We start from the raw sequence: 14,205 nt of genomic DNA, 5'->3' as shown, positions 1-14,205 counted from the left end.
TAGTGGTCTAATCATCCCGGACACCATGAAAGTTGTCGAGCTCGAAGATTCGCTGCAGATGGCGGCGTGCATCGTGGTTCTCCTGACAATAGCTGCAGTCAGCATGACCGCAGTGACGTTCACGAATTGTGTGAATGATTTCTGCGGTCTGGGGGAAGCGGCGCCAAATCCAGGGGGGCAACACGGAGTTCCCGCCGGACACGGGCAACCAGGCGCAGGCATAAGCCAATGGTAACAACAGCATGGGTTGACGCAGGGCATCACCAATCACCCGGTTGAGCTGTTTGGGGCACGCTTTCTCATGGGCAATGCTCTTGATGAGAGTGGGTAGCTCCGAGACCCGCACTGGCGGGCGGCCTGTCAGTCTGGCAAACACCAGTGACAGACCCTGAGTGTTAAATTGCGCCATGACTCCCTGGTCGAACAGATATTGATAAAGCTGCAATTGGGACAGGGGTAAGGCTTGCAGGGCTATCAACTGTTCCGAGAAGATCTGCAATGCGAGCCTTGCATCCGCGACCGGATCATTGAGGGTATCCCGAACCAGTTTGTAATCCTTGACCAAGCGGTGATAGGGGTTTTTGGGAAAGGCAAGGGGAGATAGATAGAGGGTATCTATTACCGGCTTTTCGAGAAGCAACTGGGGACGTACAGCCTGTTTGGCCAACCAGGGGAGATCAAAATCGAGAATATTATGGCCAAGGATTACCTCAGCCCCCTGTGCCAGAGCATTTAACGCCTTGATGGAAAGATCCTGCGGGCCTTTGAGATTGAGCTCACGATCAGCCAGGAGTGCACCCAGATGGCGCAGCTTTTCATCCCTGGTCAGCTCAAGGTCAAAAGAAAGAATCTTGTCATCCCCAAACAGGGCCACGACATCAGCTGGGTTCATCAATAGCCATCTCCATCTGGCGTTGACCTATCATGGCGATAATAAGTGCTAACAGATCAGTGAGTTGGACGAATATTACCCGAAATGTTGAGCGGTGGCATCATTCAGAGCCCTCTGGCCGCGCTTCTTTTGGCTGGCATCCCGTTTTTGTAAATGCCTCTGCTCCCTTAATCGTTCATGTCTGTAAAGTGTCGTCCTTGTCATAGTCAACCCACTGATCTTGTGAGACTATTTCCCTTTATTTTCCGATTGGAACGCACTGTGTCCCTCGACTACTACCAGCGCCACGCCACCGAATTGGCGGCCCGTTACCAACAGGTATCTTCGCGCACTGTTCATTGCGACTGGCTCACTCTGCTGGAGCCTTGGCTCGTGGCGGCGCCGCGCCGGTTGCTCGATGTAGGGGCTGGCAGTGGTCGGGATGCCGCGTTTTTGGCCGGGCTCCATCAGGGCCACAGTGTGGTCGCTGTCGAACCCAGTCAGGCACTCGCTTCGCTGGGACAGTGCCATACCCGGGATGTTGCAGTGGATTGGGTCAATGACGCTATGCCGGCTCTCTCTCGCGTGACCGGTACTTTTGATCTGATTTTGCTCAGTGCTGTCTGGATGCATCTACCCCCGGAGTCTCGTCCCTTGGCGCTGGCACGTCTTCATGAGCTGCTCTCACCAGATGGTTATCTGGTACTGAGTCTTCGTCTGGTTATCTCGGAGCAGGAGATGCGGGAGCGAGCCATGTATCCGGTAGCTGTCGATGAGGTGGAGCGGCTTGCATTGGAGGAGGGGATGACACTGCTCCATGTGTCAGGACCACAGGAGGATGTCTTGGCGCGTAGCGGCTTGAGTTGGCAGAGTCTGATCCTTGGGGGTGAACATGCACGCCTCCCCTGAGCAACAACTCGCTTTTATTGCCTATCTGCAACGCATCTTTACCGAAGGCGATTTTGTGGCCACTTACAAGTGCGCCTTGCTCCACGGGATTGCAGATATCGCGATTGAGCGCAGTACCGAGACCCATGATCTGACCGCGGCGCGCACTATTACGCTGGACGAACTGGCCACCAAGTTTGTGGAGCTTTATTGGCAGCACAGTCTGCCCTACTCGGCGACGGGAGAAACGGCTACCTTGCTCAAACAGAGCAGCGGTCGTCAGGCCATCATGCTGACGGAGTTGTCCCGGCTGCGTGCAGAGGGGGTCCGCTCGGTAACTGCACTGCGTCGGCACGACGCCTGGCGGCCTCTTCTTGCCCGAGTTCGGCGCATCCTTGTTGAGGGACCCTTGTGGCGTCTGCAGATCCTGGGTGGGCGAGAGGAGTGCCACCTTTATCCGCACCAAAGGGGCGCGGATCATATCTGCCTTAATCCCGGCATTCTCTACTGTCTCCACCGCTTTTACGATCTGGTGGTCTCCCTCTCCCGACAGCATTGGTTACAGCTTATCTGCGACATCAAGGGTAATCAGCCACTGATTGGCCCCAGTGTGGGGTTGGAGAATTTTCTATTTGGTTCAAGCCGTCAGGCGCTGGGGCGAGTAGGAGAGGTATTGAGGGACTTGCAGGGGGGAACCTGTTTTTACTGTAACAAGGCGATACACGGGAGTGGTGAGGTAGACCATTTCATCCCCTGGCGTCGTTATCCAATCGATTTGGGCCACAACTTCGTACTGGCACACGCCAACTGTAACCGGAGCAAACGGGATTTTCTTGCCGCTCCCGAGCACAGGGATGCTTGGTACGAGCAGAATATCCTGACCCATGGGGCGTACCTCACGGACGAGCTGGCCCCTCTGGTCAGCGTCGATGCCGAGCGTTCTACTGCCATCGCTACTTGGGCCTATCAGCAAGCACTCCGTGAGCATGCTCGGTTGTGGCGTGGTATTGACCTGTTTGTGGACGTGACAGCCCTCAGTATGGGGATGAGTAATCCAGGCTTCTCTAGACTCTTCTGAGGCAGATACGAAAAAGCCCAGCCAAAAGGCTGGGCTTTAGAATTTGGCTCCCTCGACAGGACTTGAACCTGTGACATACGGATTAACAGTCCGCCGTTCTACCGACTGAACTACGAGGGAAAAGTGGCTCCTCCTACTGGACTTGAACCAGTGACATACGGATTAACAGTCCGCCGTTCTACCGACTGAACTAAGGAGGAATTGCCTGTCTCGTTAAGACGGGGCGAATATTAATGACCAGGGCGGCGGGTGTCAACCCGCGAATTTCCCGAAAACCGGATTTTCGGATTGTTTGCCCAAAAGTTGTGCTTTGCGGTTTATTTTCAGCACAATCAGTCTCTTGCCATCACTGCCCCCAACCGGCCCAAGGGGTTATTGGCTCGGTTCGCATCAACCTGATGATGCCAGTATGATGTCGCGAACGTGCTGGTAACACAGTGAGGCTCAAATGGTGATCTTTGTGGCAAAAAGGGGGAGAGCAGGAGCCAAGATCGGCGATTTGGCGGCAAATAGGCCAAATAATGGGTGAGTGCGCGTTTCATTGATCCTGCCCATCGAAAAAATGGCCCGTCTGGAGTAAGGTTACGCAGGATACCATCGCCGCGTCGACAGCCCTGCCGGCCCTTGATGATGATCGGGCGCCGGATCTCTCCGGCCTTTATCTCCCTCTTCTGGTATTACGATATACATGCACAAGCAAGCCTCTTTAAATAGCGTGAAGCTCGCCATAGCCTTACGCCAGTCCTGTATTGATGAACCCTATAGCATGGCCCGCTTCGGCCGTGATCTTATCGCCGGTGTGACGGTGGGCATCATCGCCATCCCGCTCGCCATGGCGCTGGCCATCGCCAGCGGTGTACCGCCGCAACACGGTCTCTATACCGCCATCATTGCCGGTATCGTGATCGCCGTGACCGGTGGTTCCCGTTACTCCATCTCAGGCCCGACCGCTGCCTTTGTAGTGATCCTCTACCCGGTCGCCCAGCAGTTCGGGGTTGGCGGTCTGTTGATGGCGACGCTCATCTCCGGCCTCTTTCTGGTGGCGATGGGGATGGCCCGTCTTGGCCGCCTTATCGAGTACATTCCCCCGTCAGTGACGCTGGGCTTTACCGGTGGTATCGCCATCGTGATCGCCACCTTGCAGATCAAGGACTTCTTTGGCCTAAGCGTGCCTGAGATGCCGGAAACCTATCTGGGCAAGGTCGAAGCGCTGGCCGCCGCCCTGCCAAGCTGGCAGTGGGGCGATACCCTGGTGGGGGTCGCAACACTGGCCGTGCTGCTGCTCTGGCCACGCCTGCGTCTGCCGGTGCCCGGCCACTTGCCCGCGGTGCTGGTCGGGGTAGGTCTGGGTTTTGGCCTCCATTACTTTGGGGTGGATGTGGCCACTATCGGCAGCAAGTTCAGCTATACCCTGGCCGATGGCACCCAGGGGATGGGGATCCCGCCCATCGCGCCGACCCTGGTGATGCCCTGGGCCTTGCCCGGACCTGATGGCTTGCCAGTTGAATGGAACCTGGCGGCTGTTGAGCGGCTGCTGCCTGCCGCCTTCTCCATGGCGATGCTGGGGGCGATCGAATCGCTGCTCTGCGCCGTGGTGCTTGATGGGATGACAGGTCGCAAGCACAGCTCCAACGCCGAGCTGGTGGGGCAGGGGCTTGGCAACATCTTCGCCCCCTTCTTTGGCGGCATTACCGCTACCGCCGCCATCGCTCGCTCTGCCGCCAACGTGCGTGCAGGCGCTACGTCCCCCGTCTCGGGGATCGTCCATGCGCTGGTGGTGCTGGCCGCCATTCTGGTGCTGGCCCCCTGGCTCTCTTGGTTGCCGCTCTCGGCCATGGCTGCCTTGCTGCTCATCGTGGCCTGGAACATGAGTGAAGCGCACAAGGTGGTGGAGCTGATCCGTCGCGCGCCCAAATCCGATGTGCTGGTGCTGCTGGTCTGCCTGTCACTCACCGTCATTTTCGACATGGTCATCGCCATCACCTTCGGGGTGATCCTGGCATCCCTGCTCTTTATGCGCGAAATCGCCAAGATGACCAAACTGCACGATTTGGCCGAGCACAAGCGCTATGCCCATGAGGTGCCGGACAACGGCCTGCTCTACAAGATCAACGGTCCGCTCTTCTTCGCCGCTGCCGAAAGGGTCTTTGCCGAGCTGGAAGCGCAAGTGAAAGGGCACCAGGTGCTGGTGTTGCAGATGGAGGCGGTCTCCATCCTCGATGCGGGCGGCTTGTCAGCCTTCCTCCACTTTGGCAAGCAGATGGCCAAAGCCGGGGTCGAGTTGCGGGTGGCCGAGTTGCAGTTCCAACCGCTCAAGACTCTTGCACGCGCCAAGGTGCGGCCGCAGCCCGGCAAGCTGGAATTTTACGGCTCGCTGGAAGAGGCGCTCAAAGGTGAACATTTGCACGAAGCGGCAGTAAATTGATTGAAAGGGATACGAAACGACATGTTTTTGGTCACTTGGTTCGGATATTGAGCAAACGAACGCAAAAAGTAAAAAATTGCATTGACCAAAAGCCATCGTATCCCTTACATTACGCCCCGTCGCCGCGGCATGGTCCGCCAGCGAATGTGCAGCTCAAGCACATAAAACAGTGAGCAAAAATTTGGTGAGGTGTCCGAGTGGCTGAAGGAGCACGCCTGGAAAGTGTGTATACGGCAACGTATCGAGGGTTCGAATCCCTCCCTCACCGCCAAACAGTAAACCCCTGCTTTAGAGCAGGGGTTTTTCTTTATGCATGATTTATTATGCGCCCCGACTATCTCAACTGTTGGTGGTTTGCATATCAGTTGATCGCATCATTCTGAAGATGGTGGGATCTTCTTCCGGTACCCTCAGATGTAAGAGAGGGTCATGGAGACCACTCTTGCTCGGATTAATGGCGTTTTCCCCATTTGCATCGAGACCTGTCCCATCTAGCCAAGCGCGTATCTATAAAAACAAGCAATATCTGCAGCATTTGCCTCTTCTGGATTGCCCGGCATGGTTGAATGCCATGCCAGCCAGATATTGCTCAAACCTCATCATTTCAAGCAGACAGCCTTGGGACAGAGCCTTAGTTCAGAGTAAGCCCCGCATCAACAATGAAATCTTGGCCGGTACAGCCATTGGATTCGTCAGAACCCAGGAAGAGGGCCATGCGAGCACAATGTGAGCCATCGAGACGGAATTTGAGTGCTTGCAGTTCGACAAACTGGTTCACCGCGGCAGGGTCGAGTTGCGCCCACATCGCATCCTGTTTGGGGGTACGGATTGCGCCTGGGACCAGGCTGTTAACCCGAATGCCTCTTGCGCCCAACTCCTGCGCCAGGGTACGGGTAAAACCATGGATAGCGGCTTTTGACAGGGAGTAGCAGACTCTCCCGGGGCGGCCCCGCATCCAGTTGATGGATCCCATATTGATGATGCTGCCGCTCCCTTTTTGCTCCATGCCTGGCAACACGGCTTGGATCGCAAACAACTGGTGACGCAGATTGATATTGATGCGGTTTTCGAAATACTCCTCGGTCAGATCCTCAATTTTATGGTGATCATCGCTGCCCGCGTTGTTGATCAGGATATCGACACTGCCCAGCTGTTGTTCAATGGTCGTAAAACACGCTTTGAGCAGAGTCAGGTCGGTGACATCGCAAAACAGAAACAGGCAGTCGAGCTCATGCGCGAGTGCTTCGCCTGCAGATTTATCAAAATCGAGGAAGGCGACTTTGGCACCTTGGCTGACAAAGGCGCGCACCAACTCTTCGCCAATGCCACTGGCGCCACCTGTGATAACGGCGACCTTGCCGGCAATAGAGTGATATTGTACTTGCTGGGAATAGTTCATAACTGCTCTCCGTGAGTCATAGATTGAATTCATCTGGCAACATTAGAAAAAGTATTTAACACCAATACGGATCCGGTATGCCTCTGCATCATAGGCAATATTTCTATCGTACCACTGTAATTCCAGATAAGGCATCCATTGTGGATTGATTCGATAGCGGGTTTGACTGGTTAGCTCCCAGTGATGATCTTTCCCATTAGCACTGTTGAAATTATTGACGCGAGAAAAATAGTGCGATTCAAAAGTATGGGTCAAAGCTGGTGTTATTTTATTGACAATATACAGTGCGTATTCATTGGTATCGTTATTATCGCCATAACCATCAAGATCCGTAGTTAGATAATTTTGATGATTGTAACGGTATCGTGCAATAACGGAAAAGTTATCGGTAAAGTTGTACTTTCCATCCAGATACGCAGAGCCACCAGAGCCAGAGCTAGAGGAGTTAACCAAACCACCGGCATTGACCGAGAGTTTGGTGGTTAAATTTAATAGCGGATACCACCCTTCAATTTCGTTATAACTGTGCTTTAGCTTGTCTAGTTTATCGGTATTATACGCATTGCTGGCCATAATGCCGGCACCAGATTCCCAGTTATAGCCGAGTCGCAACAATAACTCATGTTGGTCGGTAGCAAAGTTAAATGCCTCACGGCTTTCAAAATAACCGCCTGCGAAAGCTGCGTTGCAGCATATAAGAGGGATTAAGCATATTTTGGGGTGGATACGCATAGTGATTGACTCGCCAATGGTAAGTTGATATTAAATCGTACAGCGATTGGCATGAGGTAAATTAATTACCTCATGCGATGGTTTTTATCAGCCAGCTATTGAATGTTTTGCTTTACCAACTTATAAGTGGCACAGAAATCCTCACGGCCCAAACCGTTATTCAGGCCTTGCTGGTAAATGTTATTCACCAATTCGACTCCGGGCAGGGTCAGCGCTTCTTCGCCCATGAGGTTCTTCATAATGCCGATATCTTTGGCCATGTTCTCCAGCGAGAAGACAGTGTTGTAGTTCTCGGCGATCAGGGCACCTATCTTGCTGGTCAGATAGAAGTTGCTGCCGCCACCGTAAGAGACGGCGGTGTTGAAGCTCTCTTTATCGATGCCGAAATGATCGGCGGTGGCCAGCATTTCGTTGACACTGTTCTGAATTTGGGCGACCAAGGTGTTGTGCAGCACCTTCATGATCAAACCACGGCCGTTGCCCCCCAGGTGGATCTGGTTGCTGCCCATCATGGCTAGCAATGGCTTGACCTTTTTGTAGGCGGACAGGTCGCCACCTATGTAGATCCCGAGCTCGGCAGCCACGGCGGCAGGGACCGATTTGACCACGGGCGCATCGAGCATCACGGCACCGGTTTCTGCTACCTGGCGGGATAAGGCGATTGACACTGCCGGGTCAATGGTGGACATGTCGATGGTGATCTTGCCGGGGCCAAGGTGTGGCAGCAGTTCGGTATAGACCGCTTTGACGTGTTCGGAGCGCGGTACCATGGAGATGATCACATCCGCATCGGCTGCCAACCTGGCAATGGAAGGGGAGGCGATGGCGCCTGCATCGACCACCCGGGCGACAGCCTCCTGATTGATATCGAATACCAACACATTGCCATCAAATTTTTTGACGATGTTCTTTGACATCGCTTCGCCCATCAGACCAAGACCGATAAAGCCAATAGTTTTCATCTGTTGTTTTCCTTAAATGTGGGTTTAGCAAGACCGGCGATGTCAACACGCATGCTGAACAGCGCACCTGAGAGCGGACGTGCTGCCAGTTCGGCGGCGTCCATATTTTCGCGAGTGGTGGTGATGAAGAGGGTCTTCATGTCTTCACCACCAAAACAGACCATGGTGGGGCAACGTACCGGCAAGGGATATTCGGCCAGCAATACCCCCTCTGCAGAGAAGCGGGCGATACGATGGCCATCAAACAGGGCGCTCCAGTAGCATCCTTCGACATCGATTGCAGCCCCATCCGGGCGCCCTTCGCCGGCGCGGGCTGCAAACTCGCGCAGCAGTTGCCGTTGACCGAGTGAACCGTCGCGGGCCAACGGAGTGCGATAAAGGCGGCGGTTGGGGGTATCAGTGGTGTACATCCAGCGCATGTCCGGGCTGAATGCCAAGCCATTGGCTCCCAGAATGTCGCACTGGATCACCGACATCTGCAGCTCGGCATCAACCCGGCATAGCAGGGCGCCGTTGTAATCTCGTGGGCTCCAGTAAGTGCCTGCATAGAAACGACCCGCCTGATCGGTACCGCCATCATTAAAACGGGCCAGCGCTGGGTTATTGGGGTTATCGGCGACTTTTCGCTCGATCTGGCCGTGATGATCGCACAGATAGATCCCGGTGCGCATCGCTGCGATAAAGCCACCCTGTTCGCGCAGGGCAAAACAACCCACTTCTTCGGGGAAGGGGATTGTCGTCATGACGCTGCTTTCGGGGTGATAGCGGTGCAGGCAACGCTCGAGAATATCGGTCCAGTAGAGCGCCTGTTCAGCAGTGCTCCAGGTCGGGCACTCGGGCAGATGGCCGCGGTAGTCGGCCAGTAGCAGAGCAGGATTAGGCATAGTGAGAAACCTCAAGCAGCATGGCGATCTGCAACTGCCCATTGGCTGGCACAGTGGCCATGGCCAGCACAGGGTCACCAAAGCCACCGTTGTTGATGGCATCATTGATATGAGAAACCGGCTCGATGGCGATGAAGTCACGATCGGCGGGCGGCAGAAACAGGATGGCGTGAGGCGCATCGGGTGAGCTCAGGGTCACCATCAGCTTCTCATCTGGCCAGCGCACCCGTGCACAGCCACTCCAGTGATGGAAGCAGTTATCGACACTGGCGGGTTCAGGTTTGCGCCAAGTGCGATAGTTCCATTGGGTCGGTACTGGCGCGAGACCAGTGGGCAGGAACTTGTGGTCGTTGAGTACCACACCGCCTGCGTCGAACTGGATCTCGGCGTGCGCCGCACGGGGAAAATAGGGGTGAAAGCCCAGCCCAGCCGGGACAGCGTGATCGGCCAGATTGTGGTAAGTGAGTATGATATGCAGCGCATTCTCTTGCAGGGTGAAGCGCTGAGTTGCCCGATAAGGCCAGGGCCATTGCGCCGCGGATGCTCCCTGTGCGTCATGGTGCAGGGTCAGCACGACAGAGTCATCATCTGCATCCCCTTCTTGCCATGGCTGCTGCCAGCCGTTGCCATGAATTGAGTGGGGATGATCGCCAAAGTTACGCAGCAGGGCGTAATCACATCCGGCGAAGTGAAACCGTCCATGAGCGATACGGTTGGAGTAAGGTACCAGGGGAAAACAGCCCCCCTGGTTGACCGTGACGTTCTGACCATCGGGCAGGGAGCGCAAGATCTCCCTGCCATGCCAGGTCAGTTTGCTGATAGCGCCACCGAGCTCGGGGATGAGCTCCAGATCAAGCGGGCCGCTTTGGCGGTGAAGCCTCTTCATCAGTAAACCTCGCCACCGGATATGCTCAGACGTTCCCCCCGGATCGCGGCGAGCTGTTCACGGGCGCGAGCCAGCAGGTAACTCATGTCGGAGCCGAGCGCCACGAAGCTAAAACCCATCTCTTGATATTTGTTCACCAGCTCGGGGTTGCCACCGACGATCCCGCAAGGCAATCCCAAGCGCTGGCACTTCTCCAGCCCTTCACGGATCTTGGCTTGCACCTCGGGGTGAGAGGGATTGCCAATATGGCCCATGGCTGCGCTCATATCGCCGGGGCCGATAAAGAAGCCGGTCACTCCTTCAATGGCCATCTCTTCCATGGCATCAATGGCGTCAGGGGTCTCAATTTGCAGGATCAGGCAGAGCTCTTCCCGGGCTTTACGCACGAATTCGGGGTCGGCACCGTAACCGGACGCACGATGCACCGCGGCAAAGCCGCGTTTGCCTAGGGGAGGGTAGTAGGCCGCCTCTACCGCTTTGCGGGCTTCTGCTGCACTGTTGACAAACGGCACCATCAGCGACGTTGCACCGCCATCAAGCGCCCGTTTGATCAACACAGTGTCGTTCCAGGCCAGGCGGTAGAGTGGGGTGGTGGCCGGGTTGCTGGCACGAATGGCGCGATCGATACGGATCGCATCCAGGCTATCGACCGGCACATGTTCCTGGTCCAGCACCAAGAAATCGAAACCGACAGTCGCCATGGCTTCCGCCACCGTATCGCTGCCAGTCATCATCCAGGTGCCCAGTGGGCGTGGACCTTGAGTAATCGCAAGTTTGAACGGATTCATTGTTTGCTCCTTTAGAAAATCGGGGGCTCGGGCACTTTGCTGCCAGCCTGGAGGAAATCGAAGTCACAGCCCTGATCGGCCTGGGTCACATGTTGTTGATAGAGTGCGGCATAAGAGCGTTCATAAACTTTGTGTACCGGTTTGAGCGTGCGGCGGCGCTCGGCCAGCTCTTCATCACTGACCAGCATGTTGAGGCGGCCATTGGCGATATCGAGCTCGATGAGGTCACCGGTACGTACCAGTGCCAGTGGGCCACCAATGGCCGCTTCAGGGGCAACGTGCAGGATACAGGTGCCATAGTGAGTACCGGACATGCGGGCATCGCTAATCCGCACCATGTCAGTGACGCCTTGTTGCAGCAGCTTTTTCGGGATCGGCAGGTTGCCCCACTCCGGCATGCCCGGCGCGCCGACCGGGCCGGCATTGCGCAGGATAATCACTGATTCCTTGGTTACCTCCAGGGCGGGGTCATCGATGCGATCCGAGAGCTCTTGATGGCTGTCGAAGACGATGGCAGGGCCCTTGTGGTGGCGCAGTTCGGGTTTGGCGGCAGATGATTTCATCACAGCCCCGTTGGGACACAGATTGCCGCGCAATACTGTCAATGCACATCCACGGGAGAGCGGTACCACAGGGTTATCTAGCGAGCGGATCACGTTGTCGTCATAACAGGTCGCGTTGGCAATCCACTGTGCAACGGGACGATTGGTGACCCCGATCGCATCGAGGTGGAGGAATGACTCCACCTTTTTCAGCTGGGCCATCAGACCGCCGGCGAAGAAGAACTCCTCCATCAACTGATCACCAGAGGGAAACAGATTGGCCAGCACAGGGACTTCCCGTGCCACCGACTCCATGTCTTCCAGAGTGAGGTTGATGCCCGCCCGGTTGGCCATCGCAATCATGTGGATCGCGGCATTGGTGGAGCCGCCGAGCGCCATGTAGGCCACTACGCCATTGAGGAAGTTGGCTCGGGTCAGCCAGCGGGAAGGTTTGTGATCATGCCACACCATGTCGACGATGATTTGGCCGCATTGGGCTGCCATCTGGACGTGTCGCGAGTCAGCGGCGGGGATGGAGCTGGCCCCCGGCAACATAAAGCCCATGGCATCGGCGATGGAGGTCATGGTGGATGCTGTGCCCATGGTATTGCAGGTGCCGATGGAGCGAGTCATCGCCCCCTCCAGCTCGATCCAGTCATGCTGGGTAATGGCCCCCAAGCGCAATTGATCCCAGAACTTCTTGGTATGGGTACCGGCACCGGTGACATGACCGCGCCATTTGCCGCTCGACATGGGGCCGGCGGGGCAGAAGATCACAGGCAAGTCCATCGAAATGGCGCCCATCAGCAGGGCTGGCGTGGATTTGTCGCAACCGCCGAGCAGCACAGCCCCATCGATCGGATGCTGGCGCAGCAGCTCTTCTGCCTCCATCGCAAGAAAGTTGCGATAGAGCATGGTGGTCGGCTTGACCAATACTTCCCCGACCGACAGCGCGGGCAATTCAACGGGGTAGCCTCCCGCGGCCCAGACGGCTCGCTTGACGGCCTCGGCGCGCTCACGCAGGTGGCTATGGCAGGGGCTCATTTCACTCCAGGTATTGATGATCCCGATCACTGGCTTGCCCATGAATTCGTCGCGGTTCAAGCCACTTTGCTGACTGCGTTGACGATGGGCAAAGGCTCGGATGGTGTCGGGGGCATACCAGCGTTGGCTACGCAGCGCCGAGATATCGAGCTTGGCCAGGTTTTCACTGTTGAATGACATAGGAATAGCGCTCTCTTTGTCTGATTTGGTTAAGGATTAATTCAATAAAAACAGCATGTTAAATTCAGCCATTCTGACCCGCACGAAGAGGGGGGGGGTCAGGCGATGGAGTAGATTGTTCACTCATTCGGTGATGGGGTTTCCGGGGAGAAGCAAGGGCATGGCGTTGTGCCAGCTCCCGGACGATCTGTTGATAGCGAGCATCAGTGAGCGGGTAGAACAGCAACATCAAGGCAGCAGCGCAAATCAGGGCACAGATCGGGTAGAGAAACATCAGATTGGCGATGCTGCTTTGGGTCTCGGTGCTTTGCGTCGCGTTGGGAACATAGTCTGACCATGCCAGCACCAGCCCGGGAATGAGGCCCGCAAGCGCGGCCGAACATTTGCGGCAGAAGGTCAGACTGCAGTAGACCAGCCCTTCTGTGCGGATGCCGGTTTTCCATTCCCCATACTCGACGGTGTCAGAGATGAACGCCCAGTTGAGACTGTTGACGAAAGCGGATCCCCACAGGGCCAGGGAGGTGAAGAGGATGTAATCGAGAGCACTCTCGCTGTAGAGGTAGTTGAGCAGGTCACCGCATATCCACACGCCAATGCCAGCCAGATAGACAGGCAGTTTGCCAAAACGGTGCACGGCAAAGGGGACCAGCAATACACCCAGGTAGATACACCCTATGCTGATGAAGCTCATGTAGGCGATCATCGATACGTCGCCAATCACATATTGGGCGTAAAAAACCTGAACAATCAGCTTGGTGTTGAACGCTGCCAGCGTCAGCAGATTGGCCAGCGCCAGGATGCCCAGCGGACGGTTTGCCAGCACGGCCCGTGCGTTGGTTTGTACTGCCGAAAACCCCGATTCGTTGACAACCGATGGCAGCACATGGCGTTCACGAACTCTGCTGTAGCAAAAGAGTACTGCTGCAGCCCCCATGACCGAATAAATCAGTACCGCAACGCTATAGCCGACCTGTGGTTTGTCAAACAGCAATACCAGCGGCATGAACCCCACCGAGCAGAGCAGTAATCCGGTATTGGCTCCCCCCTGGCGCCAGGCGGCGAGCTCGGCTCGGTCCTGGAGTCGCTTGGTGAGGGCCGGGACCATGGCGCCATAGGAGGCATTGCCAAAACTGTAAAAGGCACCAAACATCATGAACAGCAGGGTAAACAGCACTGTTTTAGCGATGACCGGGAGCTCAACGCTGGTAAACAGGGCGGTGTTGATAAGAGCCAGTGGCACTATGGTCCAGAGCAGGAAGGGGCGAAATTTACCTCTGGGGCCGAGCTCGGAACGATTATCCAGCACGCTGCCGGTCACCAGATCGGTGCAGGCGGTAAAGAACTTCGAAACCAGAAAGATTGCTCCGGCCCATGCTGCCGGAATGGCTGCCACATCGGTCAGGAAGATCAGCAAATAGAGAGTTGTGCAGTTGAGCAGGAAGTTATAGCCGAGATCACCCACTCCGTAGGCCATCTTTTCCTGCCATGCCAGACGGTCACTTGCCACATTGCGATATGTCATGGGA

12 protein-coding genes and 3 tRNA genes are annotated in these 14,205 nt (G+C 55.9%); 4 read left to right on the top strand and 11 right to left on the bottom strand.

Annotated features, from left to right (window positions below; translation table 11 throughout):
• Positions 1-7: 7 nt before the first annotated feature.
• Entirely contained in the window at positions 8-892 is an 885-nt protein-coding gene (locus G5306_RS07935; protein WP_421172588.1) for a hypothetical protein, read from the bottom strand.
• 261 nt (positions 893-1,153) lie between these two features.
• On the opposite strand from G5306_RS07935, the gene G5306_RS07930 reads away from it, so the two are divergent.
• Positions 1,154-1,780 (top strand): class I SAM-dependent methyltransferase, encoded by a 627-nt coding sequence (locus G5306_RS07930; protein WP_421172587.1) that lies wholly within the window; start codon positions 1,154-1,156, stop codon positions 1,778-1,780.
• A complete protein-coding gene (locus tag G5306_RS07925) occupies positions 1,764-2,837 on the top strand; it encodes an HNH endonuclease (RefSeq protein ID WP_201936379.1) in 1,074 nt (357 codons plus the stop codon). Before G5306_RS07930 ends, G5306_RS07925 begins: the two co-directional genes overlap by 17 nt.
• 44 nt (positions 2,838-2,881) lie before the next feature.
• Here the strand turns inward: G5306_RS07925 and G5306_RS07920 are convergent.
• A tRNA-Asn gene (locus G5306_RS07920) sits at positions 2,882-2,957 on the bottom strand.
• A gap of 4 nt (positions 2,958-2,961) precedes the next feature.
• A tRNA-Asn gene (locus tag G5306_RS07915) sits at positions 2,962-3,037 on the bottom strand.
• A gap of 488 nt (positions 3,038-3,525) precedes the next feature.
• Here G5306_RS07915 and dauA point away from each other — a divergent pair.
• Both dauA and G5306_RS07905 read left to right on the top strand, forming a co-directional pair.
• Entirely contained in the window at positions 3,526-5,262 is a 1,737-nt protein-coding gene (dauA, locus tag G5306_RS07910; RefSeq protein WP_043819667.1) for a C4-dicarboxylic acid transporter DauA, read from the top strand.
• Positions 5,263-5,445: 183 nt separating this feature from the next.
• Positions 5,446-5,533: transfer RNA gene (locus tag G5306_RS07905), tRNA-Ser, on the top strand.
• Between the two features lie 360 nt (positions 5,534-5,893).
• Here G5306_RS07905 and G5306_RS07900 read toward each other — a convergent pair.
• The 8 genes from G5306_RS07900 to G5306_RS07865 form a co-directional block, all read right to left on the bottom strand.
• The gene (locus G5306_RS07900; protein WP_216953421.1) at positions 5,894-6,661 is read right to left on the bottom strand and encodes an SDR family NAD(P)-dependent oxidoreductase; all 768 of its coding nucleotides are present in this window, start codon (positions 6,659-6,661) and stop codon (positions 5,894-5,896) included.
• A gap of 42 nt (positions 6,662-6,703) precedes the next feature.
• Positions 6,704-7,393 carry a porin OmpL gene (ompL, locus tag G5306_RS07895; protein ID WP_216953422.1) on the bottom strand — a complete coding sequence of 230 codons (690 nt, stop codon included), beginning with the start codon at positions 7,391-7,393 and terminating at the stop codon, positions 6,704-6,706.
• Between the two features lie 95 nt (positions 7,394-7,488).
• A complete protein-coding gene (locus tag G5306_RS07890) occupies positions 7,489-8,355 on the bottom strand; it encodes an NAD(P)-dependent oxidoreductase (RefSeq protein WP_069556391.1) in 867 nt (288 codons plus the stop codon).
• A complete protein-coding gene (locus tag G5306_RS07885) occupies positions 8,352-9,239 on the bottom strand; it encodes an SMP-30/gluconolactonase/LRE family protein (protein ID WP_421312690.1) in 888 nt (295 codons plus the stop codon). Before G5306_RS07885 ends, G5306_RS07890 begins: the two co-directional genes overlap by 4 nt.
• The gene (locus G5306_RS07880; RefSeq protein ID WP_421296097.1) at positions 9,232-10,125 is read right to left on the bottom strand and encodes an aldose 1-epimerase; all 894 of its coding nucleotides are present in this window, start codon (positions 10,123-10,125) and stop codon (positions 9,232-9,234) included. Before G5306_RS07880 ends, G5306_RS07885 begins: the two co-directional genes overlap by 8 nt.
• On the bottom strand, positions 10,125-10,913 hold the full coding sequence (locus tag G5306_RS07875) for an HpcH/HpaI aldolase family protein (RefSeq protein WP_069556388.1): 789 nt from the start codon (positions 10,911-10,913) through the stop codon (positions 10,125-10,127). Before G5306_RS07875 ends, G5306_RS07880 begins: the two co-directional genes overlap by 1 nt.
• Before the next feature lie 11 nt (positions 10,914-10,924).
• Complete coding sequence (gene araD / locus G5306_RS07870; RefSeq protein ID WP_216978944.1) at positions 10,925-12,679, bottom strand: L-arabinonate dehydratase; 1,755 nt, start codon at positions 12,677-12,679, stop codon at positions 10,925-10,927.
• A gap of 64 nt (positions 12,680-12,743) precedes the next feature.
• A complete protein-coding gene (locus G5306_RS07865) occupies positions 12,744-14,201 on the bottom strand; it encodes a glycoside-pentoside-hexuronide (GPH):cation symporter (protein WP_421255451.1) in 1,458 nt (485 codons plus the stop codon).
• Between the last annotated feature and the right edge of the window lie 4 nt (positions 14,202-14,205).

This window comes from Aeromonas sp. 603404, from assembly GCF_049171775.1.
GTDB classification, from domain to species: domain Bacteria; phylum Pseudomonadota; class Gammaproteobacteria; order Enterobacterales; family Aeromonadaceae; genus Aeromonas; species Aeromonas veronii_A.
The sequence above is the reverse complement of the archived record's forward strand: the minus strand, read 5'-3'. Positions and strand labels throughout refer to the sequence as shown.